Origin of the sequence: Streptomyces nogalater, assembly GCF_039532885.1 — a bacterium.
GTDB classification, from domain to species: Bacteria; Actinomycetota; Actinomycetes; order Streptomycetales; family Streptomycetaceae; genus Streptomyces; species Streptomyces nogalater.
On sequence record NZ_BAAASM010000014.1, the window covers coordinates 260,608 to 284,087 of the forward strand.

Here is a 23,480-nt window from a genome sequence, read left to right on the forward strand (position 1 = left end):
AAGGGGAGGCAAGGGAGTTCCTGGCTCATCCGGCCTGGTGAGGCCGAATTCACAGTGGCGGGACCGCGCCGGACTCGCACCGGGCTTCCTCCCCTGTCGCCGTGGTGGCGGTTCGTGGACCGGGTGATCCACTGTGGAGCATAGTAAGGGTCACGCCAGCAGCGCGGGGCATACACCGTTCATGATCGTGGGTATGCTCGGCGCCATGCCCACGGCAGCCTCTCCTTCGTCGCCCCAGGCCGTGCCGGCCGCGCGGGACCGCGGTGACGCCTGCCCCGGAGCGCTGCGGCTGCACGCGGCGGACGACGGGGCACTGGCCCGTATCCGGGTGCCCGGCGGAGTCCTGACCGCCCGTCGGGCCCAGGCACTCGGCCATGCCGCTCGGCGGCTGGGCGACGGCGACCTGCACCTGACGTCGCGCGGGAACGTGCAGCTGCGCGGCCTGAGGGACGGGTGCGGTGGCGAGCTGGCGAAGGTGCTGGAGGCGGCCGGCCTGCTTCCCTCGCGGGAACACGAGCGGGTGCGCAACATCGTCGCCTCGCCCCTGTCCGGCCTCGACGGTGGTGGTTCGCGGGACGTACGGCCCTGGCTGACGGCCCTGGACGCCGCCTTGTGCGCGAGCGATGCCGCCAGGGACCTGTCGGGCCGGTTCCTGTTCGCCCTGGACGACGGGCGCGGTGATGTGGCCGGCCTCGGCGCGGATGTCACGGTGCGCGCGACCGGGGACGGCGGAGCGTGGCTCGGCCCCGGGTCGGTCCGGGTGGCCGCCGCCGACGCGCCGCGAGCGGCGCTGCTGGCCGCCGAGACGTTCCTGGCAGCCGCGCGGTCGCACGGCACACGCGTCTGGAGGATGGCCGACCTTCCGCTGACGGACGGTGAGGTGGGCCGGCTGGTGCGTGACCGGCTGACGGCCGAGGGCATCGGGCACGACGAACACGCCGAGCCGGCCGGTGCGACGGAAGGTCCCCCTCCGGGTGTCGTGCGCGGCGCTCTGTCCGTGCACGTTCCCCTGGGACGGCTCTCGGCCCCCCAGTGGGAGACCTTGACGGGTGTGGCGGGTCCCGAACTGCGGCTGACCCCCTGGCGTGGCGTGGTCGTCCCCACCGTGGGCGCCACCGCCGCCCGGGCCGCCGGGTTCCTCGAACGTCTCGGTGCGGCCGGACTGGTGACCGACCCCGCGTCCCCATGGCTCCGCGTGGGTGCCTGCATCGGCCGCCCGGGATGCGCCAAGGCGCACGCGGACGTACGGGCGGACGCGGCGTGGACGCTCCGAGCGGCCGGCCGCCCGGCCCTCCCCCTGTACTGGTCCGGGTGTGAACGGCGTTGCGGGCGCCCCGGTGGCGACCACGTCGATGTGGTCGCGGCACCGGATGGCGGCTATCGCCTGTCGTCCGCCACGCCGGGCCGGAGCCCGAGAACCGTGTCCGTGGCAGACCTTTCCCGGATACCCGCCGCCCTGGCGGCGATCACCTCATGATCCCCCCTACGACCGAGAGCAGCGAGAAGAGCACCGTGACCACCCACGTCTACGAGAAGGACGGGGCGGAGATCTACCGCCAGTCCTTCGCCACCATCCGCGCCGAGGCCGACCTCGCGGGTCTGCCCGCCGATGTCAGCCAGGTAGCGGTGCGCATGATCCACGCCTGCGGGATGGTCGACCTCGTGCGGGATCTGGCCTACACGCCGGCGGTGGTGGCCCGGGCCCGCGCGGCCCTGCGGTCCGGTGCCCCGATCCTCTGCGACGTGCAGATGGTGGCCAGCGGCGTGACCCGCAAGCGGCTGCCCGCCGGGAACGACGTGCTGTGCACCCTGTCCGACCCGGCCGTCCCGGAGCTGGCCGCGAAGCTGGGCACCACGCGCAGCGCCGCGGCGCTGGAGTTGTGGCGGGACCGGCTGGAGGGAGCGGTCGTCGCCGTCGGCAACGCGCCCACCGCTCTGTTCCGCCTCCTGGAGATGATCGAGGAGGGCGCTCCCCGGCCCGCCGCCGTCATCGGTGTCCCGGTCGGCTTCGTCGGCGCGGCCGAGTCCAAGGACGCTCTGGCCTCGCATCCCTCCGGCCTGGAATACCTGGTGGTGCGCGGTCGCCGCGGTGGCAGCGCCATCGCCGCCGCCGCGCTCAACGCGATCGCGAGCGAGGAGGAGTGAGCGGCAAGCTGTACGGGGTCGGTCTCGGCCCCGGTGATCCCTCCTTGATGACCGTGCGGGCCGTGGAGGTCATCGCCGAGGCGGACGTGATCGCCTATCACAGCGCCCGGCACGGCCGTTCCATCGCCCGCTCGATCGCGGCGAAGCACCTCCGCGCCGACCACATCGAGGAAGCGTTGGTCTACCCGGTCACGACGGAGACCACCGACCACCCCGGCGGCTATCAGGGCGCGATGGAGGAGTTCTACGCCGAGGCGTCGGCCAGGCTCGCGTCCCATCTCGACGCCGGCCGCACCGTGGCCGTGCTCGCCGAGGGCGATCCGCTGTTCTACGGCTCGTACATGCACATGCACAAGCGGCTCGCCGACCGCTACGACACCGAGGTCGTCCCCGGTGTCACCTCCGTGTCGGCCGCCGCGGCCCGCCTGGGCACACCGCTCGCCGAGGGCGAGGAGGTGCTGACGATCCTGCCGGGCACCCTGCCCGAGGAGGAGCTGACCGCCCGCCTCGCCGCGACGGACGCCGCGGTGGTGATGAAGCTCGGCCGCACCTTCCCCAAGGTGCGCCGCGCCCTGGAGCGTTCCGGACGGCTGGCCCGGGCCCGCTATGTGGAGCGGGCCACCATGAGCGAGGAGCGCGTCGCCGAACTGGCGGACGTGGAAGAGGAGTCGGTGCCGTACTTCTCGGTCGCCGTGCTGCCCAGCCAGGTGGATGCCGAGCGGCCCGTGCGGGAGGGGGGCGAAGTGGTCGTGGTCGGAACGGGGCCGGCCGGTCCGCTGTGGCTGACGCCCGAGACGCGGGGGGCGCTGGCCGCCGCCGACGATCTGGTGGGCTACACCACCTATCTCGACCGGGTCCCCGAACGAGCGGGCCAGGCCCGGCACGGCTCGGACAACCGGGTGGAGGCCGAACGCGCCGAGTTCGCGCTGCGACTGGCCCGCAAGGGGCGGCGGGTGGCCGTGGTCTCCGGCGGCGACCCGGGGGTGTTCGCGATGGCCACCGCGGTGCTGGAAGTCGCTTGCCGGCCCGAGTACCTGGACGTGCCGGTGCGTGTACTGCCGGGCGTGACCGCCGCCAACGCGGCCGCGGCACGGGCCGGCGCCCCGCTCGGACACGACTACGCCGCCCTCTCCCTGTCCGACCGGCTCAAGCCCTGGGAAGTCATCGCGGAACGGCTGCGGGCGGCGGCCTCCGCGGACCTGGTGCTGGCCCTGTACAACCCGGGCTCGCGCAGCCGTACCTGGCAGGTGGGCGAGGCGCGGGAGCTGCTGCTGGCGTACCGGGAGCCCGAGACGCCCGTGGTGGTCGCCCGGGACGTCGGCGGTCCCGGTGAGCGGGTGCGGATCGTGCGGCTGGGCGAGCTGGATCCGGCCGAGGTCGACATGCGCACGATCCTGCTGGTCGGTTCCTCGCAGACCCGGGTGGTACGGCGGGGAGACGGCGAGGAGATCGTCTGGACACCGCGCCGGTATCCCGGGGCATGAGGTGAGCGGTGCGGCTCCGCCGGGCCGCAGCCGCCTCCTGCTCCACTCGCTCCCGAGCGGGACGGCGACGGCCCGTCCGGCGCGGTCCGCGCCGGGCTGTGGTCAACGGCCCGGCAGGGGTGCCTGTCCGCGGCGGTCGCGGACCCACCGCGCCGCCTGTTCGGGATCGGTCACGACGGGCACGCCCTCGGGCACCGGTGGTCTGCGGACGACGACGACCGGCAGCCCGGCCTCGCGTGCCGCGGTCAGTTTCGGCGCCGTGGCCGCCCCGCCGCTGTCCTTCGTGACGACGACGTCGATGCGGTGGCGGCGCAGCAGCTCCCGCTCACCGTCGAGGGTGAAGGGGCCGCGGTCGAGCAGTACCTCCATGCGGAGCGGATGCGGCGGCTCGGGTGCGTCGACGGATCGTACGAGGAACCAGAGGTCGTCCAGGTCCGCGAAGGCGGCCAGGCCCATGCGTCCCGTGGTGAGGAAGACGCGCCGGCCGAGTGCGGGCAGTTCCCGCGCCGCTTCGTCCAGTGAGCCCACTTCGTGCCACCGGTCGCCCTTGACGGGGACCCAGCCGGGCCGGCGCAGGGCGAGCAGGGGAAGATGGGTGGCGGCAGTGGCCCGCGCGGCGTGGAAACCGATCGTGGTGGCGAAGGGGTGGGTGGCGTCGACGACCGCGTCGACGCCGTGCTCGCGCAGCCACGCGGTCAGTCCTCCGACCCCGCCGAAGCCGCCGACGCGGGTCTCGCCCGGGGGCAGCCGGGGGCTGGCGACCCGTCCGGCGAGGGAGTTGGTCAGTTTCAGCCCGGGAGTGCCGTGGAGGAGTTCGGCGAGGCGGCGGGCCTCCGTGGTGCCGCCGAGAATCAGTACGTGCATGGGAGTTGCGGATCCGTTCATGGGGAGCAGTGGGGGTCGAGGCGTGGACCGGGCGAGCGGTACGGGCGGGCCACAGGGGCCGGACCAGGTGAAGGGGGGTCGCCGTGCCCAGCTCGAACACACGGGTCTTCGGCACGGGTGGACCACGGGCGCCTGTGCGACGGCGGCCACGACGGCCGCGTACACCGCGCTGCTGACCGGTGAGTTCCCCGACCCGGTGACGATCACGCTGCCCAAGGGGCAGACGCCGTCCTTCGCGTTGGCCGCCGAGGAGCTGACCGGGAGTTCCGCCATGGCGGGGATCGTGAAGGACGCGGGAGACGACCCGGACGTCACGCACGGCGCGTTGGTCCGGGCGACGGTCCGGCGGTTGCCCCCGGGCAGTGGTGTGCTCTTCAAGGCGGGTCCCGGCGTGGGGACGATCACCCGGCCCGGCCTCCCGCTGCCCGTCGGTGAGGCGGCTGTCAATCCCGTACCCCGCCGGATGATGAGCGAGCACGTCGCCGAGGTGGCCGCTCGGCACGGCGGCAGCGGCGACGTGGAGATCACCGTCTCCGTCGACCACGGTGAGGAGATCGCCCGCTCCACCTGGAACCCGCGGCTCGGCATCCTCGGCGGCCTGTCCATCCTCGGGACCACGGGCATCGTCGTGCCGTACTCCTGCTCGGCCTGGATCGACTCCATCCGGCGCGGCGTGGACGTGGCCCGCGCGGCCGGGCGGGCCCATGTGGCCGGGTGCACCGGGTCGACGTCCGAGAAGACGGTCGTCGCCGAGTACGGCCTGCCCGAGGACGCCCTGCTCGACATGGGCGACTTCGCGGGCGCCGTGCTGAAGTACATTCGCCGCCATCCGGTGGACCGTCTCACGATCTGCGGTGGCTTCGCCAAGCTCTCGAAACTCGCCGCGGGCCACCTGGACCTGCACTCCGGCCGGTCCCAGGTCGACAAGGGCTTCCTGGCCGAACTGGCCGGAATCGGCGGCGCGGACGAGGCGCTGGCCGCCGAAGTGGCCACCGCGAACACCGGTCTTGCCGCGCTGAGGCTGTGCCAGGCCGCCGGAGTGCCGCTCGGGGACCTGGTGGCGCGGACGGCGCGGGACGAGGCCCTTGCCGTGCTGCGCGGAGCGCCGGTCGCCGTGGACGTCATCTGCATCGACCGGGCCGGGACGATCGTGGGCCGCAGCTCGGTGGCCTGACCCGCCCGCGCCGGAGCACCGGGCCGGTCACCGGCCGGCCGGCCCGGTGCTCCGGCGGTTGCCGTCGGGGCCGCGGAGTTCCAACTCGCGCCCCCGCGGCGCCGCCTCGATGCGGACCGCGGACTGCGCGGCCGCGGCGTCCGGGCCGGCGGCCCTCGGGGACTCCGGGGTGCCCGGCCGCGCGTACCGCCCGACCGCTTTCGGCTGCGTTTCCCGCCCGCAGGCCGGGGATCACCTCCTCAGCGGACATGGCGCTCCCGCTCGGGCGAGTACAGGTGGCTGTCGCGGAACTGCTCCGCCCCCAGCGTCCGGCCCACCATGATCACCGCGGTGCGCAGGACGCCCGCCTCCTTGACCTTGTGGGCGATCTCGTCCAGGGTGCCCCGGATGATCAGTTCGTCCGGTCGGGAGGCGTAGGCCACGACCGCCGCGGGGCAGTCGGCGCCGTAGTGCGGGAGGAGTTCCCCGACCACGCGGTCCACGTACTTGGCGGCCAGGTGCAGCACGATCAGCGCGCCGCTGCGGCCGAGGGTGGCCAGGTCCTCGCCGTCCGGCATGGCGGTGGCGCGGTGGGCGACACGGGTGAGGATGACGGTCTGGCCGACGGTGGGCACGGTCAGTTCCCGCTTGAGGGAGGCGGCCGCGGCGGCGAAGGCGGGAACGCCGGGGACGACCTCGTAGGGCACTCCGGCCGCGTCGAGCCGTCGCATCTGCTCGGCGACCGCGCTGAAGACGGAAGGGTCGCCCGAGTGGAGCCGGGCCACGTCGTGGCCTTCCCGGTGGGCTCGGAGCAACTCGGCGGTGATCTCGTCCAGGTCGAGCCGGGCGGTGTCCACCAGGCGTGCCTGCGGCGGGCATTCGGCGAGCAGTTCGCGCGGGACGAGGCTGCCCGCGTACAGGCAGACCTGGCAGGCGGCGAGCGTCCGGGCGCCGCGGACCGTGATCAGGTCGGCGGCGCCGGGGCCGGCGCCGATGAAGTACACGGTCATCTGTCAGCTCCTGGTGGGGTTGTCGGTCTTGTGGACGGCCCATTGGGTGACGGGCATGGCCTGGCGCCAGCCGGTGAATCTGCCGACCGGCACGGCGTGCGCCACGGCGAGCCGCACCAGGTCGCCCCCGTGACGGCGGTGGGCGTCGGCGAGCAGGGCCTCCGACTCCAGCGTGACGGTGTTGGCGACCAGCCGTCCCCCGAGGGGGAGAGCCGCCCAGCAGGTGTCGAGGAGGCCGGGGGCGGTGAGTCCGCCGCCGACGAACACGGCGTCGGGCGTGGGGAGTCCGGTCAGCGCGGCGGGGGCGGCGCCGGTGACGATCCGGAGTCCGGGCACGCCGAGGCGCTCCGCGTTGCGGCGGATGCGTTCGGCGCGTACCGGGTCGCGTTCGACGGTGACGGCCCGGCACGAGGGGTGGGTGCGCATCCACTCGACGGCGATCGAGCCCGACCCGCCGCCGATGTCCCACAGCAGTTCGCCCGGGGCGGGGGCGAGCGCGCCGAGCGTGGCGGCGCGGATGTGCTTCTTGGTGAGCTGCCCGTCGTGCTCGTACGCCTCGTCCGGGAGCCCCGGCACGGCACCCAGTCGCAGGGCGCCGGGTGCCCGGCGGCATGCGACGGCCACGATGTTGAGCGGATCGCCGGACCGCTGTGTGCGCGCCCAGTCGTCGGCGGTGGTCTCGTCGGTCGTACGTTCCCGGTCGCCGCCGAGCTGTTCCAGGACCCGCATCCGGCTGGGGCCGAAGCCGCGGTCCCTGAGCAGCGCGGCGACCTCGTGGGGAGTGGTGGCGTCGGCGCTGAGGACGAGGAGGCGCCGGCCGTCGTGCAGCGCGGCGGCGAGGCGGGCGGTGGGGCGGCCCATCAGCGTGACGACTTCGACGTCCTCCAGCGGCCAGCCCAGCCGGGCGGCGGCATAGGACACGGACGACGGGTGAGGCAGGACGTTCAGGGCGTCGACCTGCTCGGCGAGGACCCGCCCGACGCCGTAGAACATCGGGTCACCGCCGGCCAGCACGGCGATGCGGCGGCCGGCGTGGGCGGCGAGCAGGCGGGGGACGGCGGGGCGCAGGGGGGAGGGCCAGGCGACGCGCTCACCGGCGCACTCGGAGGGCAGCAGGCCGAGCTGGCGGGGTCCTCCGATGAGGACCTCGGCCCGGCGCAACGCCGTGCGGGAGGGTTCGGCAAGACCCCTCCAGCCGTCGGCTCCGATCCCGATGACGCTGACGGCGGAGGGCGGGCCTTGCGGGGCGGGGGTCACTGCTGGCTACCTCGGAGTTCGGGGGGTGACGCAGGCGCACTCTACTAAGCGATCAACCGTGCGACCGAGTCCAGGTTCACGTCCGAGGGGATCTTATTGCACACTGATTGCAATAACTTATTCATCGCAGGAAGGGGGAGCATGGGCTCTCCGATCGTGCTCGGGATCGAGTCGTCGTGTGACGAGACCGGTGCGGGACTCGTCCGGGACGGGCGCCTGCTCGGGCACGCCGTGGCGTCGAGCATGGACGAGCACGCCCGCTTCGGCGGAGTGGTGCCCGAGATCGCGTCCCGCGCCCACCTCCACGCCCTGCGCCCGGTGGTGCGTCGGGCACTGGACCGGGCCGGGCTGCGGCTTGCCGACATCGGGGCGGTCGCCGTGACCACGGGCCCGGGTCTGTCCGGCGCGCTCCAGGTGGGCCTCGCGGGGGCGAAGGGCATCGCCTACGCACTGGGCGTCCCGCTGTACGGCGTGCACCACCTGGCCGGACATGTCGCCGCCGACACTTTGGAGCACGGCCCGCTGCCCGACCCGTGCGTGGTGCTGATCGTCTCCGGCGGCCACACGTCGCTGCTTCTCGTGCGCGATCTGGCCCGTGGCCCGATCACTCACCTCGGCGACACCCTCGACGACGCCGCCGGGGAGTGCTTCGACAAGGTCGCCCGGGTTTTCGGCCTGCCGTATCCCGGCGGTCCGGCCATCGACCGTGCCGCACGCGAGGGCGATCCGCGCGCCGTCCCCTTCCCGCGCCCGCTCCCGGGGTCCTACGACTTCTCCTTCTCCGGAGTGAAGACGGCGGCGGCCCGCTGGGCCGAGTCCCACGCCGGGCGCGAACTGCCCGTCCACGACGGGGCCGCGTCGTTGCAGGAGGCGGTCGCCGACGTCCTGACCCGCAAGGCGGTCACCGCCTGCACCGAGCACGGGGTGGGCACGCTGGTCGTCGTCGGCGGGGTCGCCGCGAACTCCCGGGTGCGGTCGCTGGCCGAGGAGCGCTGCCGGGCGGCCGGCATCACGCTGCGGGTACCGCCGCTGCGGCTGTGCACGGACAACGGCGCGATGATCGCCGCCGTCGGCGACCTCCTCGTGCGGTCCGGAGCCGAGCCGGCCCCGCTGGACGTGTCGATCGACCCGTCGGCACCGCTGGAATACGCGGCCCTGCATCCGGTCGCGGCCGGAGTGGCGGCGTGATGGACATCCGTGTCGTCCCACCCGGCGCACTCCTTCCGCACGGCGCGGCCCTGCGCTCCGTCTACGCGGAGGCGTTCTGCGCGCCGCCCTGGAACGAGGACGAGGAGAGGGCGGACGCGTTCGTCGCGCGGCTCGGCGCGGACGTACGGCGTCCGGGGTTCACGGCCGCACTCGCCTTCGCCGGAGGGGACGTCGTGGGTTTCGCCACCGCCTGGATCACGCCCGCCCCTTTCCCGGGCGACCGCTGCCATCCGCAGGCGGCCGCCGGTCTCGGCCCGCGCCGTACCGAGGAGTGGTTGTGCGGGGCCCGCGAGGTCGACGAGCTCGCCGTCCGTTGCGTCGCCCGGGGCACCGGAACCGCGGCCGGCCTCCTGCGGGCGGTGACCGAGGACGCCCCGGACGGCCGCGCGTGGCTGCTCACCTCCCTCCGGTCGGCCCGGGCCCTGGCCTTCTACCGCCGCCAGGGCTGGACGCAGACCACCCACCCCACCCCCGACGGTCCTGGCATCGCGCACCAGGTGCGGGTCACCGCCGGTGAACTCGCGGTCGGTGACGAGGGTCACGACGGCCGTGGATGCCGAGTGGCGGCTCGGCGCCCGCCAGGCCCACTCCGGCACCCATGTGCTGCACGCGGCCCTGCGTCAGGTGCTCGGCCCCACGGCCCCGCAGTCCGGCTCCTACAACCGCCCCGGCTATCTCCGCCTCGGCTTCCCCTGGCGGGGCGCCCTGTCCCCGACCGTCCGAAGCGAGACCGAGGAGGCCGCCCACCAGGCCCTGCGCCGCGATCTGCCGGTCGGCGTCCACTGGACGACCCTGCCGGAGGCGAAGGAACTGGGCGCTCTCGCTCTGTTCGGCGAGACCTACGGGGAGAAGGTCCGCGTCGTCGAGATCGGCAGGGCATGGTCACGGGAGCTGCACGGCGGCACACATGTCGAGCACGCCTCGCAGATCGGCGTCGTCGCGCCGACCTCGGAGTCCTCGGTCGGTGCGGGCATGCGCCGCCTGGAGGCCGCCGTCGGCGTCGAGGGCTTCGGCTATCTGGCCCGCGAGCGCGACCTGGTCGCCCGTCTCGCCGAGCAGGTGCGGGCGCCACGCGCCGAACTCCCCGACCGCATCGCCGGGTTGCTGGAGCGGCTGTGGACGGCCGACCGGGAGAACCAACGACTGCGGCACATCGCCATGCGCGCGCACGCCGCCGAACTGGCGGACAAGGCGCGGGACACAGGCGGATTCATGGTCGTCACCACGGTCGCGGACGGTGACGCGGACGACGCCAGGGCCCTGGCTGCTGCCGTCCGCGATCTGCTGCCCGCCAAGCGCCCCGGAGTCGTGGTGAGCGGTACCGTCTCCGACGGCAAAGCCGTGCTGGTGGCCACCCTGAACGCGGCCGCCGACGCGTCGGGGCTGCACTGAGGGCCCGCGGCATCGTTCGTTCCGGCCTGGGTTCGTCCGGTGGTGCTGCTGCAGGGGCGGGTGCGCGGCCGGTGCCCTGTCCGCTGCCGGTGGTCGCCGGCAGCGGACAGGGGGACCGTCAGGAGCGGAACGCGTCGGCGTGATCCTTCGCCCACTGGGCGAAGGTGCGGGCGGGACGCCCGGTGACGGCCTCCGCCGTCGGCATGGGGCCGAGGGCGGTGGGATCGAAGGCCTCGACCTCCGAGGGGTCCGACTCATCGCCGCCGTAGTCCTCGAATCCGAGGAGGAAGTCGGCGTTCTCCGCGGCGAAGCCACCCTGCGCGAGATAGATCTCGCGGGCCTCCTGCGGGGTCACCACCTCGAAGCGGATGTCCTCCCCGATCGCCTCGGCGATGAGCTCCACCTGGCGTCGGCGGGTGAGGAGTTCGGGCCCGTTCAGGGTGTATGCCTGCCCCGCGTGGCCCTCCTCGGTCAGGGCGAGGACGGCCACGTCGGCGATGTCCTGCTCGTGCACCGGGAACCACGCGGCGTCCGGGGCCGGGTCCCGCACCACGCGCTCCGCGCGGATGGGCGGCCCCCACAGCTCCAGCTTGTTCATCGCGAACTCACCGGGGCGCACATGCGTCCACTCCAGCCCGGAAGCCTCGACCGCCCGCTCCACCGGCAGGTGGAAGTCGGTGTCGAAGCCAGTGGTGACCGCGCCGGAGGAGAGCACCACGATACGGCGTACGCCCGCCGTCTTCGCCATGGCGACCACCTCCTCGGCGGTCGCCGCCACCGGGAAGAGGAAGAGCGCGTCGACGCCTTCCAGGGCGTCCGTGAGCGTCTCCGGCCGGGTGAGGTCGCCCTCGTGAACCCGTACTCCTGCGGGGAACGCCCCGTCCCGCGCCTGCCGGGTCAGGGCCCGCACGTCGTGCCCCTTCTCGACGAGTCGCCGGACGATGTTCCGCCCCACGTTGCCGGTCGCCCCCGTCACCAGAATCGTCATCAGTCGCCTTTCGCTGTTCGAAGTCCGTCAGGGTGCCGTGCGGGTCCCGATGCCGTTCTCCAGCGTGCGGAGGACCCATGCGGCGGCGCCGTGGCGCGGCAACTTCCCCCTGCTGACCGCCATGCAGCCCGCGGAGACGTGCGCCCAGAGCACGTGCTCGATCCAGTCGCTGCTCACGTCCGGGTCCAGAGCGCCCTGGGCTTGGCCGCGCCTGATGAGCCGGCCGATCTCCTCGGCCGCCGGGTCGGGGCCGCCCCGGGCAGTGATCGCCTCACTGATCCGCGGGTCGCCGTACAGGAACAGCACCTGGTCGCCGACGTCGAGCATGGCGGCCACCAGCCGGCGCAGCGCGTCCAGCGGTGGGCCCTCGTCGATGTGCGCCGCCTTCAGCGACTCGTCGAGCAGCCGCAGGCAGTCCTCGATGACCGCGGACACCAGTTCCTCACGGTCCGGGAAGTACCGCTGGAGGGTGCTGCGTCCGACGTCCGCGCCCGCCGCGATGTCCGCCAGCGTGGCATCACGCCGACGGGACAGCACGGAGGCGGCGGCATTGAGGATGGCCCGCCGCGTACGGCCGCGGACTCCGGTCTCCTCGGGGAAAGTCATGACCTCAGCCTACCAAGCGACGCCCCATAACAAGCAAGCAGTTATTCAATATGGGTCATCGGTGACCCATTCCGGAGCACAAGTGCTCACAGAGGCCGCCCCGGCGCTGACACGCCGGCCAGGGCTCTCCGGATCCGGGCCGCGGGGTACGGAGTGCGCCTGCTCTCCGTAACGAGCCGACGGGCGAAGTCGTCCATGACGACGGCGTGCGGGGCATGGCGATCGATGATCGCCGAGATGCCGGGAGGTACGCCGTCGGGGCGGCGGCCCGCGATCCATTCGCGCAGGAAAGTCCCGAGTTCCATGTCACCGCGCACCGTCTCGGGCAGGTGGTGGCGCAGCAGATGCCATGGGCCGTAGCTGCGGTCATACACGAGGTGATCGGCGAGGAAGGCTGCTTCCCGAGCCGAGAGCTCGAAGTGGCGGCTGAGAGCGAGCCCGAAGTCCGCGAAGTACACCTGTCGGCCGTCGGTCAGCAGGTTGGCGAAGTGCGCGTCGAAGTGCACCAGCCCGCGTGAACTCATGAACTCGCTTCCCCGCAGCAGCGCGTCTTCCACCCACAGGTAGGAAGAGCCACCTCCCGGCCCCGTACCAGCCGCCTCACGTGTGGCACCGAGCCATGCCGCGAGCGTCCGAGGGACGTGCTCCAGGAAGACCACCAGGCTGAGGGAGGATCTCCCGATGGCTTCCAGCCGATGACGTACGGCGGACGAACCCTCCCAGTGCGCGACGGCCCCCTCGACGCCCCCGAACTCGTCGGCGAAGCCGGCAGGAGGCCGGTCCGGCAGGACCCGCCAGTGGTACATGAGCGGGAAACCGGCGAACTCGCCCTTCAGAACCCACGCGGTGGTCATGACGTGCGCGGCCAGTTCACGCCACGCCCCGAACCCTGCCGAACCCACCCCGTACTGGTAGTGGAGAGGAAGCCCGAACAGGTTGGCGGTCGAGCGCACATGCTTCGGCCGCGTCTCGATGTCCGTCAGCGGGATGCGCTTGACGAAGACGGGTATCCCCGCGACCTCCATCTCGCCCCGTCTGCCGCCGATACCCGAGCCCAGTGCCGGCGCGGCGGCCACCGCATCGCCGAGCCTGCGGTCGCTGAGCAACGACAGCTGTGCTCCTACGGTCGCATAGGCCGACACCCGCGCGGCGCGTAGCGACTCGGACTCGTCCATCGGCGACTCCTGCCATGTCCGTGGCGCCGGTTCCGGCGCGGTCACTCCCGTACGCGCGGCTCCGGCGGGGCGGACACCCGCCTCCCGGTGCCGGACCGGCCGAGCAGCGCGGTCAGGAGGACCGCCGTCACGGTTCCGGCGACGACGCCGCTGCCGAGGATCGTACGGGCCCAGCCGGGGAACCCCGCGTACAACTCCGGGCAGAGCAACGGCAGCAGCCCCATCGTGAGCGCGAGCGCGGCCGTCAGGTTGCCCGTACCCGCACCGGACAGGTCGGCTCGGCGGAGCATCTCGACACCCATGACGGCGATGACGGCGTAGACGACGAGTGCGGAGCCGCCCACGACGGCCTCGGGTATGCCGGCCAGCGCCCGGGACACGGGCGTGACCAGACCGACGACGACCAGGAGCACGCCCGCCCCCGCGGTCACGAAGCGACTGCGGACTCCGGTGAGCCGGCCGATGCCGATGTTCTCGGCGCTGGTGACCATGAGGGACGTGCCGAACAGTCCGCCGGCCACAGAGACGAGGGCATCGGCGCGGGCGACGCGCGGAACGTCCCGTTCGGGCGCGGGGGTTCGGCCCACGGTCTCGCTGTTGAGCACGGTCTGCCCGGTGATCTCGGCCAGCGTGGTGAGGCTGAACACCAGCAGCGGAAGCGCGGCCACGAGGTCGAAGCGCGGTGGGCCGAAGGGCAGGAAGACGGGCAGCGCGAAGCCCTCGCCGGCCGCGGGGGTGAAGGCGCCCAGACCGGTCGTCACCGCCACGACGGTTCCGGCCGCCATCCCGATGAGGACGGAGGTCTGACGCCACACACCGCGCAGGAGCACGTACGCGGCGAGGGTCGCCGCGACCGTGAGCGCGGCCAGGAGCACCGCGCGCGGCTCGCCCGTACCGTCCGGGCCGGTGACGAGCCGGGCGGCGACGCGGATCATCGCGATCCCGATGAGCAGGACGGTCACGCCCATGACCAGGGGCGGGAAGAGCCGTACGACGCGGGTGTACAGGGGCAGCACGGCGAGCAGCAGCGCTGCCGCCAGGAGGACGGCACCGGCGGCGGTCGGCGCGCCGTGTTCCTGGGCGATCTGGAGGAACAGCCCCGTCGCGGCACCGCCGGGCAGCATGACGAACGGCAGGCGGCCGCCGATCCGCCACACGCCGAGGGACTGGAGCAGGGCGCCCGCGCCGCACAGCAGCAGGACGGCGCTCAGCAGCGAGGCCGCCGCGCCGGGCGGCATCCTCAGGGTGCCCGCGACGAGGAAAACGGTGGAGACGGGGGCGGCGATCATCGCCAGGACGTGCTGGGCAGCGAGCGGCACGAGCCGCCGCAACGGCACCCGCGCCTCGACGGCTTCGGCGGAGCGGGGGACAGCCGGGGCCGGGATACCCGTCATGCGGTCGTCTCCAGCCAGGGGATGTCGGCCGCGGTGTAACGGTAGGCGCGGAAGACGGCGTTGGGCTCGGACGGGAAGAGGCCCCGGACCTCGCTCTCGCGGTAACCGGCGAAGTACGGGACCACGTACTCCCAGCACAGGTAACCGTCCTTCGTCACCTCGAACAACCGCCCGGACGGAGAGTCGGTCACGAGGGTGTTGCCGTTCGGCAGGCGCTGCGCGGAGCCCATGAAGGGCGCGAAGAAGAACTCGCGGGCCGGATCGTGGTACTCCCACACGATGTCTCCGCCCGCCCGGTCGATCTCGATGACGCGGGAGTACGGCACGTCGTGGCCGGGCCGGAAGACGCCGTTGTCGAAGACCAGCAGCCGGCCGTCGTCCAGTTCGGTGGGTGCGTGCTGCTGGCTGACCGTGCCGGGGCGGCTGCGCCAGAGGATCTCGCCGGTCTCGCGGCTGATGACGACGACGGCCGAAACGCTGCGCAGACTGGCGAGGATGTTGCCGTCCCGCAGAGGCGTGACACTGTTGATGAGGGGCCAGTGTTCACGGGCGTACGCCTCGTGCAGCGGGAAGGACGCGCGGTCCAGGTGCTCGGCGGCGCGCCAGGACCACAGGAGTTCGCCGTCCGGGCCGACCTCCCTGATGGTGTCCGCCCAGACGGTGCCGCCCGCCGCTTCGGAGCCGGGCACTCCGCCCCGTACGGCCGCCGCCTCAGCCCCCGTCAGGGCCTCCAGGGCCGTATAGAGTATCCGGCCGTCGTCGAGGTGGTGGGCGTCGTGGTGCTGGAGGGGATCGCGGTGTTCGCGCAGTACCGTTCCGTCGGGTGCCGCGCGGAGCATGACGCCGCCCCGGTACTTGTGCCACATCGGGAAGAGGGCCTTCTCCCCCGGGAGCACCCCGTTGTAGGCGAGGGTTCCGTCGGCCAGGAGGCGGGCGTGGCGGCCGGGTCGGTAGGGCAGGTCCCAGCGGTGGACGGTGCGGCCGTGGATGTCGATGAGGTAGACCTCGCCGGTGCCGGTGAGCGGTGCGTAGAGGGTGTAACCGTCGGACACGGCCGTCTCGTCGAGGGCGATGAGGCCGGTGGGGCGCCGGCGGCGTGAGTTCTGGTCGATCCGGGGCACGTCGGAACTCCTCCTGTTTCAAATTTTCTTTGATGGGGGCAATCGACTTGACGGTAGAGAGGTTGTGTGACGGGCGTGTGTCGGCAGTACGAAACCGCCTCCGGGTTCTCGCCGCACGCCGCGTAAGGTGCCGTCAGGCACCGTCGAGCAGGGCGAACGGCGCCGCGGGGCGGGAAGGGACGGGACAGCCATGGAGGCCGGGAACACACCGCGGGTGGGTGCCGCCGTACGCCGCCGTCGCCGGGCACTCGACCTGACGCTCGCCGAGGTGGCGCGGCGCAGCGGGCTCTCCTCCCCGTTCCTGAGCCAGATCGAGAACGACCGGGCGCGCCCCAGCATGCGCTCGTTGCAGCGGATCGCGGACGCCCTCGGCACCACGGCGGTACAGCTCCTCGCGGCCTCGGACGAGACCCGCACGGTCGATGTGGTGCGTGCCGGCGACGACAGCGGCCTCGACCGGGAGGCGCGTGTCCGGCCGGTGGTGCGCGGCCGCCATCAGCTGCACGCGCTGGAGTTCATCGGCGAGCACGAGGCGGACCGCGAGTTCCGGCATCGCAACGACGAGCTGATGTACGTGGCGGACGGCTCGGTGGAGGTGGAGGCCGAGGGACGGATCCACCGGCTGGGGCGCGGGGACACACTGCTGCTGTCCGGCGGCGTCCGGCACCGCTGGCGCTCCACCGAACCGGGCTCCCGGGTCCTGGTGGTAGCCGTCGGCGACCACGTGGAGGTGGTCGAGTCCTGACGGCGAACACGGCGAACACGACGCGCTGGTATGCCGGTACCGGTCCGGCGCGGCGGTTCACCGTATTCCGCGTCGGCGAGTTCGTCGCTGGCGGAGCATGCGGCACCATGACGGCGGCCGGGCCCCCGACTCGCCGCCTGGACTGGCTGCCCGGTTACGAAGGCTCGGCGCCTGCCCGGGCCGGCAACGCGGCGGCCAAGCGCTGCCGATCGGCCGGGGCACCTACGAGGTCGCCAAGCGTATGGCCGGCCAGGACACCGGCTACGACGGGGGAGCACAGTTCGTCCTCACCCACGAGCCTCCCGACGAGCCGGACCCCACCGTCACGTTCCTCACTTGTGGCATCGAGGAAGCCGTCGCCACGGCACGCAGCGCCGCGGGCGGCAAGAACCTGGAGATCCTCGGTGCCGACGTGGCCGCCCAGTGCCTGCAGCGCGGGCTCGTCGACGAGATCCTGGTGTATGTCCTACCGGTGCTGCTCGGTGACGGCGTCCGCTTCTCGCCCCCAAACCTCGGCAGGATCGACCTGGAACCTTTCGGCAACACCCGGTCGGGCGCCGTCACGCTGCTCCGCTTCCGCGTACGCAAGCAGGCGCGGCCCTCCAGCGGCTGACACCGGCGTGCGTGGTTGTCAGTTCGGGGCGATGGGGCCGCGGTAGGGGAGGGTCTGGCTGTAGACGACGCTCGTGGTGGTGCTGCCGAAGCCGGCGAGTTCGTCCATGAGGGTCTCCAGGTGTTCCATGGAGGTCGCGGCCACCTTCATGGTGTAGCAGTCGTTGCCGGTGGTGCGCAGGCACTCCAGGATCTCGCGGCGTTCGGCGAGGAGGCGGCGCAGTGGTCCGTGGCGGTTGCCCGGATATTTGAGGCGGACGACGGCGAGGACGGGATAGCCGACCTTGGCCAGGTCGATCTCGGCACGGTAGCCCGTGATGATGCCCAAGGCCTCCAGATTGCGGACGCGTTCGGTGGTGGCCGATGGGCTGAGGTTCACGCGGCGGCCCAGTTCGCTGAGGGAGATGCGGGCCTCCCGCTGCAGCTGTTCGATGATCGCCCAGTCGACGTGATCAAGATTCCCGGCCATGTGGCGAAAGTACCAACAAAATCACGGAGAAGCATCAGCTACACAGGGAGGTTTCGGTTCCGTACGCCATGATCACCGGGATAGCCTCGGGCCATGCAACTCGGCGTCAATGTACCGAATTTCGGCCCGGGAACCGATCCCGGCATCCTGCGTGAATGGGCGCGGCTCGCGGAGGGCCTCGGCTTCGGCACCCTCATGGTGTCGGACCACGTGGCGGTCACCCCGGACGTGGCGGAGCGGTACCCTGAGCCGTTCTACGAGCCGTTCACCACGCTGTCGTGGCTGGCCGGTCTCACCACCACGGTGCGGCTGGGCACGACCGTGCTCATCCTGCCGTACCGGCACCCCCTGTTGGTGGCCCGCATGGCTGCCACCCTCCACCAACTGAGCGGCGGCCGCTTCGTCCTCGGGGTGGGCGTCGGCTGGGCCCGGCAGGAATTCGAGGCGCTGGGCGTGCCGTTCACCGCGCGTGGCCCGCTGACGGACGACTGCCTTGGCACCCTCAGGAAGGCCAGGGACGCGGGGCGCCAGGAGGGCGATGTTCCCGTCTGGGTCGGCGGCCACAGCGAGGCGGCCCTGCGGCGCGCCGTGAGGTTCGGTGACGCCTGGCACCCGCTGCGGCTCTCCCTCCCCCACATGCGCGCGGTCCTGCGACGGCACGCGCTGCCCGGGTTCGCGCCCCGTATCACCCTGCGCGTCACCGGCGCACCGGTCGACGCCTCCGACCGGCCCGCCGGCGTCGGCACCGTCGAACAGATCCTCGACGATCTCGACGAGTTGCGCCTGCTGGGCGCGGACACCGTCGTACTCGACCCCTACCACGGAGACCCGGAAGAGACCCGTCGGCCCGACGCGGCATGGCGGGCACTGACCACCGTGGCCACCCACTGGAGCACTCGATCATGATCACCCCGGCCGACGAGGCCCTTCTGCGGCGTGCCATCGGCATCGCCGCCCACGCGGTCACCCTGGGCGACGCCCCGTACGGTTCCCTTCTGGCCGGACCGGACGGCACCGTGCTCACCGAAGCCCATAACACGGTCCGGCGGGACAACGACATCACCGCCCACCCGGAACTGAAGCTCGCCCGCTGGGCTGCCCGCGAACTCGACCCGGACACCGCTGCCCGTACCACCCTGTACACGAGCTGCCAGCCGTGCGGCATGTGCCACGGCGGCATCGTCCGCTCCGGCATCGGCCGGGTCGTCTACGCGCTGTCGACCGAGCAACTCGTCGCGCTCAACCCACCGTCGGGCGCCTGGCCGACGGTGCCGCACGACGGTCCGGCCCTCCACGACGAGGCGCGCGCCCCCGTAGCGGCCTATTACCGGCCCACCCGATGACCACGACCGGCAGTCCGTCCGGCACCCACAGTTTGCATGGGGTCGTTCTTCAAGGAGTGCGAGCATCCGGAGTCTCGGTGGCCGAAGTGTCCGCACCCCTACAAGGTCCGGTACCGGTCAGCGACAGGCAGGCAGACGGAAGAGTCGGGCTACGCAACCCAAGACACAGCAGTCGAGCGTCTGTTGGGGATCTACAACGTCAAGAAGGAGTCGGCCAAGCGAAGGCGCGAAGGCCAGGCCGATGGATGCCACGGCCGAGCCCGTCCAGGAGAGCAGGCGAGCCGTGAAATGCAGCCGATACGGTCTGATGGCCAGGGGGGCGCCTGCCTCCCGGACTCGGGCCGCCCAGCTGATGCGTGGGACAGGGCCCGCTGAACTCCGGTCGTACAGCGGCGCCTTACGCAAGATCCAACTCCGCCCGGAGAACACGAAATCCCGGCAGCGAGACGCCACCGGGAAGGTCGTCCCGACTTCAGAGAGCAACCCGAAGATCGTGTGCCGCAGACGCACCAACAGCCACCCGGCAGAGCCGCCGCGCCGGTGCGCGAACCGGAACCATTGCTACCGCCTACCGCCGCCCCATCCAATACCGCAGCCGTGCTCCACCTGGAGCAGACCGCCACCAAGAGAACTTGCCCTACTGGGACGAAACTCACGGCATTCACAACTGGAACAAGCACATCAAGTGTGAGGCGACCGACCCGGACGGCCGCCGGATCCCCACCCGCCTGGGCAACGACGTGCTGGGCTGGAACCATTTCTCCGGTAAGCACAACATCAAGAAATGCACGCTCGTCAACATTCCTCTCCGGGACAAGGTTGACAAGGTGGAGGGGGCCAACCTCCAGTATTGGGGGTGGGCCTCGGATCGGGCTCACGGTCGCGTCAAAATCATTGTCAAGGCCCGCTACGCTCGCAGGACGGACGACCGCCGCTACGATGCCGGAGAAAGGCAGGTGATCGGTGTGATCACCGCATACTGCAAGGGCATGCGGAAGTGTCCGAACCGGGTGGATGGGTAACCCGGTGAACGAAGACGAGCGTGAGATCGCGGACCTCCAGGTCGAGGTGGCCGCCCTCCTGTCGGACCACGTTTACGCCCCGCTCCTGGAGGACCAGCACGTACGCGGAGTCCTGCCCGCCCCGTCGCAGGCGCCGACCGTCCGGGCAGTGCTGGGTGACCGGGGCGAGACCAGGCCGGAACGGCTGACTGCCTACGAGATCCCCCTCCGGGACGGCACGGACCTGCGCACGCCGCACGACATCGTCGCACTGCTGAGAGCCGCGCACACCGGCACCCACATCTACCCGCGCAGCCGGGTCACCTCGGTCATGGGCATGGACCTCTACCTGGTCGACCCGGCCGATGTGACGGAGGCCCCGTTCACCACGGACGACTGGTCCGCCACACTCCTGCGCTGCCTGGCCCGTCCGACGGATCCGGCCGAGGACCGGCACGGAGCGCGACTGCGCGGCTTCCTGTTCCGCGACGGGGGCGTGCTGCGCCTGTACATGGACAGCGACGAGGTCCCCGGAGTGATCGGCGCCGACGTACGCCCAGGCGGTGCGCTGACCGCTGTGCTGGCGGCTCTGCCGTCACTGCTCGATGAGGAATACCGGATCTCGAAGGACGCGATCGATCCCCACTGTCGGTACGTGGTGGACATCACCGACTGGTGAGTGCACCGCACTTGGCCCGCTCGGCGCTCACGGCTCGGTTCCCTGTCAGAGCCTGGGTTGAGCAACAACGGACAACTGCGATCCGCTGCCAGGGCGAAGCAGTCGTCCCCCGCCAAGGGAGGTTGGACTTCGCCGCACTCCAACGCCGAGCCCGTCACCGGGGTCGCAACGCCGAGCAGGCCGCCGTGGCAGACCCCGCCTACCTGATCACCTTCGACGTACTGGAATCAGACGGCACCAACCTGATGCCGCTGCCCTGCCGGGACAGGCGCGCCCAACTCGGATTCCTCTTCGCCACTGGAGTCCTCGACACGCCTTTCACGCTTTGTCCAGTCACGGCTGACCGGGCGACGGCACAGGACTGGCTCGCCCCGGCCTGGGGAAGCGCAGGCATCGAAGTGTGGTGTTCAAGGGCCTGGACCAGCCATACCTGCCACGCAAGAGGGCGTCCGAACACATAGCGGTTACGGCGTTGAGGTGGTCTTCGGCCTGATCAGCCGATGTGACGCATCGATGATGCATTGAACGCGTCCCATGGAAGGGCGAGTCGACCTGCCAGGTGCGTCGCACCTCGTGCTCGCTCACGGGCGTGGCCCGATCAGCCGTTGCCCGGCACGTACTGAGATCGCCGTCGCCGGGCAGGAGTCCGCGGCGTCCAGCGCACGTTCGTCCTCGGGGATGTCCGCGGCGAGCGGCTCCGCCCGGCCCTCGTCGTCCATCCGGTACAGCTCGGGTGCGATACCGGCGCACATGCCCGATCCCATGCACAGGGCGCGGTCCACCCCGGTCGTCCAGGACACCGCCCTCACCACCCCACCGGCATCTCGCGCGGACCACGGACCAGCATCTGGTCCTTCCACCGCACGTCGCCCGCGAGACGCAGACCGGGGAAGCGTTCGAGCAGGGCCCCCAGAGCCTCCTGAAGCTCCAGCCTGGCGAGCGGTGCGCCGAGACAGTGGTGCACCCCGTGCCCGAACCCGAGATGCTGGACGCCGCTCCGGGTGATGTCGAGCCGGCCGGGGTCCGAGAACTTCAGCGCGTCGCGGTTGGCGGCGCCGATCGCGACCAGGACGGGCTCACCGGCACGGACGAGGGTACCGCCGACCTCCACGTCCTCGGTGGCGTACCTGGGGAAGCTCGCGCCGCTGCCCAGGGGCACGAAGCGCATGAGTTCCTCGACCGCGCCGTGCAGCAGCTCGGGGCTCTTGCGGAGTATCTCCATCTGCTCGGGGTGGTCGAGCAGCGTGTGCACGAAGTTGGGGATCTGCGTGGCCGTCGTCTCGTGGCCGGCGATGAGGATGCCGTCGCACAGATCGACCAGTTCCAGTTCGCTCAGCCGGTCACCGGTGTCACGCGCCTCGATCAGGCCCGTTATCAGGTCGGGCCGCGGGTTGCGCCGGTGGTCCGCCACCAGTCCGGTCATGTAGGCCCGCAGTTCCTGCCTGTTGCGTTCTGCCTCCTCAGCCGTCAGGGAACTGGTGGAGAGCGCCGCGTCGCTCCAGGCCCGAAACCTGGGGCGGTCCTCCTCCGGCACTCCCAGCATGCGGCAGATGACGGCGACCGGGATCGGCAGCGCGTAGTGTTCCACGAGGTCGGCGGGCTGCCCCATGGCCTCCATCCCGTCGAGCAGCCGGTGCGCCAGATCCCGGACCGCCGGACGCAGTTTCTCCACTTGGTGCACGGTGAACGCCTTCGCCACCAGCGTGCGCAGCCGCGTGTGCCCGGGCGGGTCCATGCTGAGGATGCCGCTGTCCTGACTGCCCTCCGAATGACGTGGTGCGTCGTGCCGTAGCGCCTCCGCCCTGCTGAAGCGGCGGTCACCCAGAACCAGGCGCGCGTCGGCATACCGGGTGGCCAGCCAGGCGGGCTCCCCGTACGCCAGACGCACGCGAATCAGGCCCGGTTCCTCCAGCGCCGCCTGGTACGCGTCCGCCAGGCTCAGCCCGTCGGGCTCGTTGAACGGATAGGGAACGGGCTGTTCGGCCGTGACCGTCATGGCGTGACCTCCCGGTCGCTCGGTGGCTGCCACTCGATGGTCACGGCCGCGCGCCGGCGTCGGCAACAGCGCCTTGTCAGCCACCGGACGGCCCCCCGTGGCAGCGCCACCGGACGATGGGGGTCGCTGCCGCCGGACGCCTGCACCTCAGCGTTACGCGGCCTTGCGGACCACCACCGTCCAGCCCGCGCCGACCGCGTCGCCCTGGCCGAGAATCGGCTTTCCAGGCGGCAGGGCTCGTGCGGCCAGTTACGGTCCCGCTTCGCCGCCGTGCGCGTCCGCCCGGCCGGCACCGGCGCCGCAGCGGCCCTGGACGCCGAGCGCTGCCTCGCATCCCACAACACTGCACAGGCCGAGCCGGAGACCGCCGCAGTCCCTGCTTGAGCCCGCATTCAGTTCGGCCCTGTACGGAAAGGGACCGAACGGTGGACTCGTCTGCGATTCTTTGGATTCTCACCGCGCACCGGGCGAAGAGCGGGAAGGACTCGCCCCGTACCCGGCCTCTTCGTTCACCCGGACAATGCTTGCCCCATCACCGGATGGGGCGAGCACAACATCGGCCGACAGAGCCGCGCCGGAACTCCCTCGAAGGCCAGGTGGGCGTTCTGGCCCGCTGTGTCGTAGTGGTCCAGCAGCACGGTCCGTGGCGCGGTGAGTGAGCCGGTGACGGCTCCGATGACGGCCTCGGTCGTGACCCGCTCCTTGTACTTCCGCCGGGAGCGCGTCGGCCGGTACGGCTCATCGAGCCGCTTGAAGCACAGTCCCTCCAGCCCGGCTGTCCGTGCCCGCCCGGCGGATACCGGCCAGGGCACGGAC

24 protein-coding genes, 2 pseudogenes and 1 riboswitch are annotated in these 23,480 nt (G+C 72.0%); of the genes and pseudogenes, 14 read left to right on the forward strand and 12 right to left on the reverse strand.

Annotation, left to right across the window (positions count from 1 at the left end; all coding sequences use genetic code 11):
• Positions 1–14: 14 nt before the first annotated feature.
• A riboswitch (cobalamin riboswitch) is annotated at positions 15–91 on the reverse strand.
• A 90-nt stretch (positions 92–181) separates the two neighbouring features.
• From ABD350_RS13050 to ABD350_RS13060, 3 genes are read left to right on the forward strand one after another with little or no spacing between them, the layout of a single operon-like run.
• Positions 182–1,477: a cobalamin biosynthesis protein CobG gene (locus ABD350_RS13050; RefSeq protein ID WP_382466629.1), complete on the forward strand. Its 1,296-nt coding sequence runs from the start codon at positions 182–184 to the stop codon at positions 1,475–1,477.
• Positions 1,474–2,145 carry a precorrin-8X methylmutase gene (locus ABD350_RS13055; protein WP_344348133.1) on the forward strand — a complete coding sequence of 224 codons (672 nt, stop codon included), beginning with the start codon at positions 1,474–1,476 and terminating at the stop codon, positions 2,143–2,145. The genes ABD350_RS13050 and ABD350_RS13055 overlap by 4 nt, the downstream gene beginning before the upstream one ends.
• A complete protein-coding gene (locus tag ABD350_RS13060; protein ID WP_344348134.1) occupies positions 2,142–3,629 on the forward strand; it encodes a precorrin-2 C(20)-methyltransferase in 1,488 nt (495 codons plus the stop codon). Before ABD350_RS13055 ends, ABD350_RS13060 begins: the two co-directional genes overlap by 4 nt.
• Positions 3,630–3,731: 102 nt before the next feature.
• Here the strand turns inward: ABD350_RS13060 and ABD350_RS13065 are convergent, their stop codons facing one another.
• Positions 3,732–4,493 carry a cobalt-precorrin-6A reductase gene (locus ABD350_RS13065; RefSeq protein WP_344348135.1) on the reverse strand — a complete coding sequence of 254 codons (762 nt, stop codon included), beginning with the start codon at positions 4,491–4,493 and terminating at the stop codon, positions 3,732–3,734.
• Between ABD350_RS13065 and ABD350_RS13070 the strand changes: the two genes are divergently transcribed.
• Positions 4,492–5,688, forward strand: coding sequence for a cobalt-precorrin-5B (C(1))-methyltransferase (locus ABD350_RS13070; protein WP_382466630.1), 1,197 nt, complete (start codon positions 4,492–4,494; stop codon positions 5,686–5,688). The two genes, ABD350_RS13065 and ABD350_RS13070, sit on opposite strands and share 2 nt — an antisense overlap.
• Before the next feature lie 239 nt (positions 5,689–5,927).
• Here ABD350_RS13070 and cobM read toward each other — a convergent pair whose 3' ends face one another.
• Both cobM and cbiE read right to left on the reverse strand, forming a co-directional pair.
• The gene (gene cobM, locus ABD350_RS13075) at positions 5,928–6,677 is read right to left on the reverse strand and encodes a precorrin-4 C(11)-methyltransferase (RefSeq protein WP_344348139.1); all 750 of its coding nucleotides are present in this window, start codon (positions 6,675–6,677) and stop codon (positions 5,928–5,930) included.
• A 3-nt stretch (positions 6,678–6,680) separates the two neighbouring features.
• Positions 6,681–7,934, reverse strand: coding sequence for a precorrin-6y C5,15-methyltransferase (decarboxylating) subunit CbiE (gene cbiE, locus ABD350_RS13080; protein WP_344348140.1), 1,254 nt, complete (start codon positions 7,932–7,934; stop codon positions 6,681–6,683).
• A gap of 141 nt (positions 7,935–8,075) precedes the next feature.
• On the opposite strand from cbiE, the gene tsaD reads away from it, so the two are divergent.
• From tsaD to ABD350_RS13095, 3 genes and pseudogenes are all read left to right on the forward strand, one after another.
• The gene (gene tsaD / locus ABD350_RS13085; RefSeq protein ID WP_344348141.1) at positions 8,076–9,122 is read left to right on the forward strand and encodes a tRNA (adenosine(37)-N6)-threonylcarbamoyltransferase complex transferase subunit TsaD; all 1,047 of its coding nucleotides are present in this window, start codon (positions 8,076–8,078) and stop codon (positions 9,120–9,122) included.
• A pseudogene (locus ABD350_RS13090) lies at positions 9,122–9,631 on the forward strand (GNAT family N-acetyltransferase); the annotation flags it as partial. The gene tsaD and the pseudogene ABD350_RS13090, both read left to right, overlap by 1 nt.
• Positions 9,623–10,529 (forward strand): annotated as a pseudogene (locus tag ABD350_RS13095) (alanine--tRNA ligase); the annotation flags it as partial. The pseudogenes ABD350_RS13090 and ABD350_RS13095, both read left to right, overlap by 9 nt.
• A 124-nt stretch (positions 10,530–10,653) precedes the next feature.
• Here the strand turns inward: ABD350_RS13095 and ABD350_RS13100 are convergent.
• The 5 genes from ABD350_RS13100 to ABD350_RS13120 all read right to left on the reverse strand — a co-directional run bounded on the left by ABD350_RS13100 (position 10,654) and on the right by ABD350_RS13120 (position 15,819).
• On the reverse strand, positions 10,654–11,523 hold the full coding sequence (locus ABD350_RS13100; protein WP_344348142.1) for an NAD(P)H-binding protein: 870 nt from the start codon (positions 11,521–11,523) through the stop codon (positions 10,654–10,656).
• A 27-nt stretch (positions 11,524–11,550) separates the two neighbouring features.
• Positions 11,551–12,129, reverse strand: a complete 579-nt coding sequence (locus ABD350_RS13105; protein ID WP_344348143.1) for a TetR/AcrR family transcriptional regulator — start codon at positions 12,127–12,129, stop codon at positions 11,551–11,553.
• A gap of 86 nt (positions 12,130–12,215) precedes the next feature.
• A complete protein-coding gene (locus ABD350_RS13110; protein ID WP_344348144.1) occupies positions 12,216–13,304 on the reverse strand; it encodes a protein kinase family protein in 1,089 nt (362 codons plus the stop codon).
• Between the two features lie 41 nt (positions 13,305–13,345).
• Positions 13,346–14,698, reverse strand: coding sequence for a uracil-xanthine permease family protein (locus ABD350_RS13115; RefSeq protein ID WP_344348145.1), 1,353 nt, complete (start codon positions 14,696–14,698; stop codon positions 13,346–13,348).
• Positions 14,695–15,819, reverse strand: coding sequence for an aryl-sulfate sulfotransferase (locus ABD350_RS13120; RefSeq protein WP_344348146.1), 1,125 nt, complete (start codon positions 15,817–15,819; stop codon positions 14,695–14,697). The genes ABD350_RS13115 and ABD350_RS13120 overlap by 4 nt, the downstream gene beginning before the upstream one ends.
• Positions 15,820–16,009: 190 nt before the next feature.
• Between ABD350_RS13120 and ABD350_RS13125 the strand changes: the two genes are divergently transcribed.
• Both ABD350_RS13125 and ABD350_RS13130 read left to right on the forward strand, forming a co-directional pair.
• Positions 16,010–16,564: a helix-turn-helix domain-containing protein gene (locus ABD350_RS13125; RefSeq protein ID WP_344348147.1), complete on the forward strand. Its 555-nt coding sequence runs from the start codon at positions 16,010–16,012 to the stop codon at positions 16,562–16,564.
• Between the two features lie 97 nt (positions 16,565–16,661).
• Entirely contained in the window at positions 16,662–17,177 is a 516-nt protein-coding gene (locus ABD350_RS13130) for a dihydrofolate reductase family protein (protein WP_344348148.1), read from the forward strand.
• Between the two features lie 18 nt (positions 17,178–17,195).
• On the opposite strand, the gene ABD350_RS13135 is transcribed toward ABD350_RS13130, so the two are convergent.
• On the reverse strand, positions 17,196–17,645 hold the full coding sequence (locus tag ABD350_RS13135) for an Lrp/AsnC family transcriptional regulator (RefSeq protein WP_344348149.1): 450 nt from the start codon (positions 17,643–17,645) through the stop codon (positions 17,196–17,198).
• A 93-nt stretch (positions 17,646–17,738) separates the two neighbouring features.
• Here ABD350_RS13135 and ABD350_RS13140 point away from each other — a divergent pair, with 93 nt between their 5' ends.
• The 5 genes from ABD350_RS13140 to ABD350_RS13160 all read left to right on the forward strand — a co-directional run bounded on the left by ABD350_RS13140 (position 17,739) and on the right by ABD350_RS13160 (position 21,129).
• Positions 17,739–18,551, forward strand: a complete 813-nt coding sequence (locus ABD350_RS13140) for an LLM class flavin-dependent oxidoreductase (protein WP_344348150.1) — start codon at positions 17,739–17,741, stop codon at positions 18,549–18,551.
• Positions 18,548–18,988 (forward strand): nucleoside deaminase, encoded by a 441-nt coding sequence (locus ABD350_RS13145; RefSeq protein WP_344348151.1) that lies wholly within the window; start codon positions 18,548–18,550, stop codon positions 18,986–18,988. Before ABD350_RS13140 ends, ABD350_RS13145 begins: the two co-directional genes overlap by 4 nt.
• Before the next feature lie 632 nt (positions 18,989–19,620).
• Positions 19,621–20,010: a hypothetical protein gene (locus ABD350_RS13150; RefSeq protein ID WP_344348152.1), complete on the forward strand. Its 390-nt coding sequence runs from the start codon at positions 19,621–19,623 to the stop codon at positions 20,008–20,010.
• 4 nt (positions 20,011–20,014) lie between these two features.
• Positions 20,015–20,668, forward strand: a complete 654-nt coding sequence (locus tag ABD350_RS13155; RefSeq protein WP_344348153.1) for a hypothetical protein — start codon at positions 20,015–20,017, stop codon at positions 20,666–20,668.
• Positions 20,665–21,129, forward strand: a complete 465-nt coding sequence (locus ABD350_RS13160; protein WP_344348154.1) for an ATP-dependent DNA ligase — start codon at positions 20,665–20,667, stop codon at positions 21,127–21,129. Before ABD350_RS13155 ends, ABD350_RS13160 begins: the two co-directional genes overlap by 4 nt.
• Positions 21,130–21,249: 120 nt before the next feature.
• On the opposite strand, the gene ABD350_RS13165 is transcribed toward ABD350_RS13160, so the two are convergent.
• The 3 genes from ABD350_RS13165 to ABD350_RS13175 all read right to left on the reverse strand — a co-directional run bounded on the left by ABD350_RS13165 (position 21,250) and on the right by ABD350_RS13175 (position 23,476).
• Positions 21,250–21,477: a ferredoxin gene (locus tag ABD350_RS13165; protein ID WP_344348155.1), complete on the reverse strand. Its 228-nt coding sequence runs from the start codon at positions 21,475–21,477 to the stop codon at positions 21,250–21,252.
• The gene (locus ABD350_RS13170; RefSeq protein WP_344348156.1) at positions 21,474–22,664 is read right to left on the reverse strand and encodes a cytochrome P450; all 1,191 of its coding nucleotides are present in this window, start codon (positions 22,662–22,664) and stop codon (positions 21,474–21,476) included. The genes ABD350_RS13165 and ABD350_RS13170 overlap by 4 nt, the downstream gene beginning before the upstream one ends.
• 509 nt (positions 22,665–23,173) lie before the next feature.
• Entirely contained in the window at positions 23,174–23,476 is a 303-nt protein-coding gene (locus ABD350_RS13175) for a hypothetical protein (RefSeq protein ID WP_344348157.1), read from the reverse strand.
• Between the last annotated feature and the right edge of the window lie 4 nt (positions 23,477–23,480).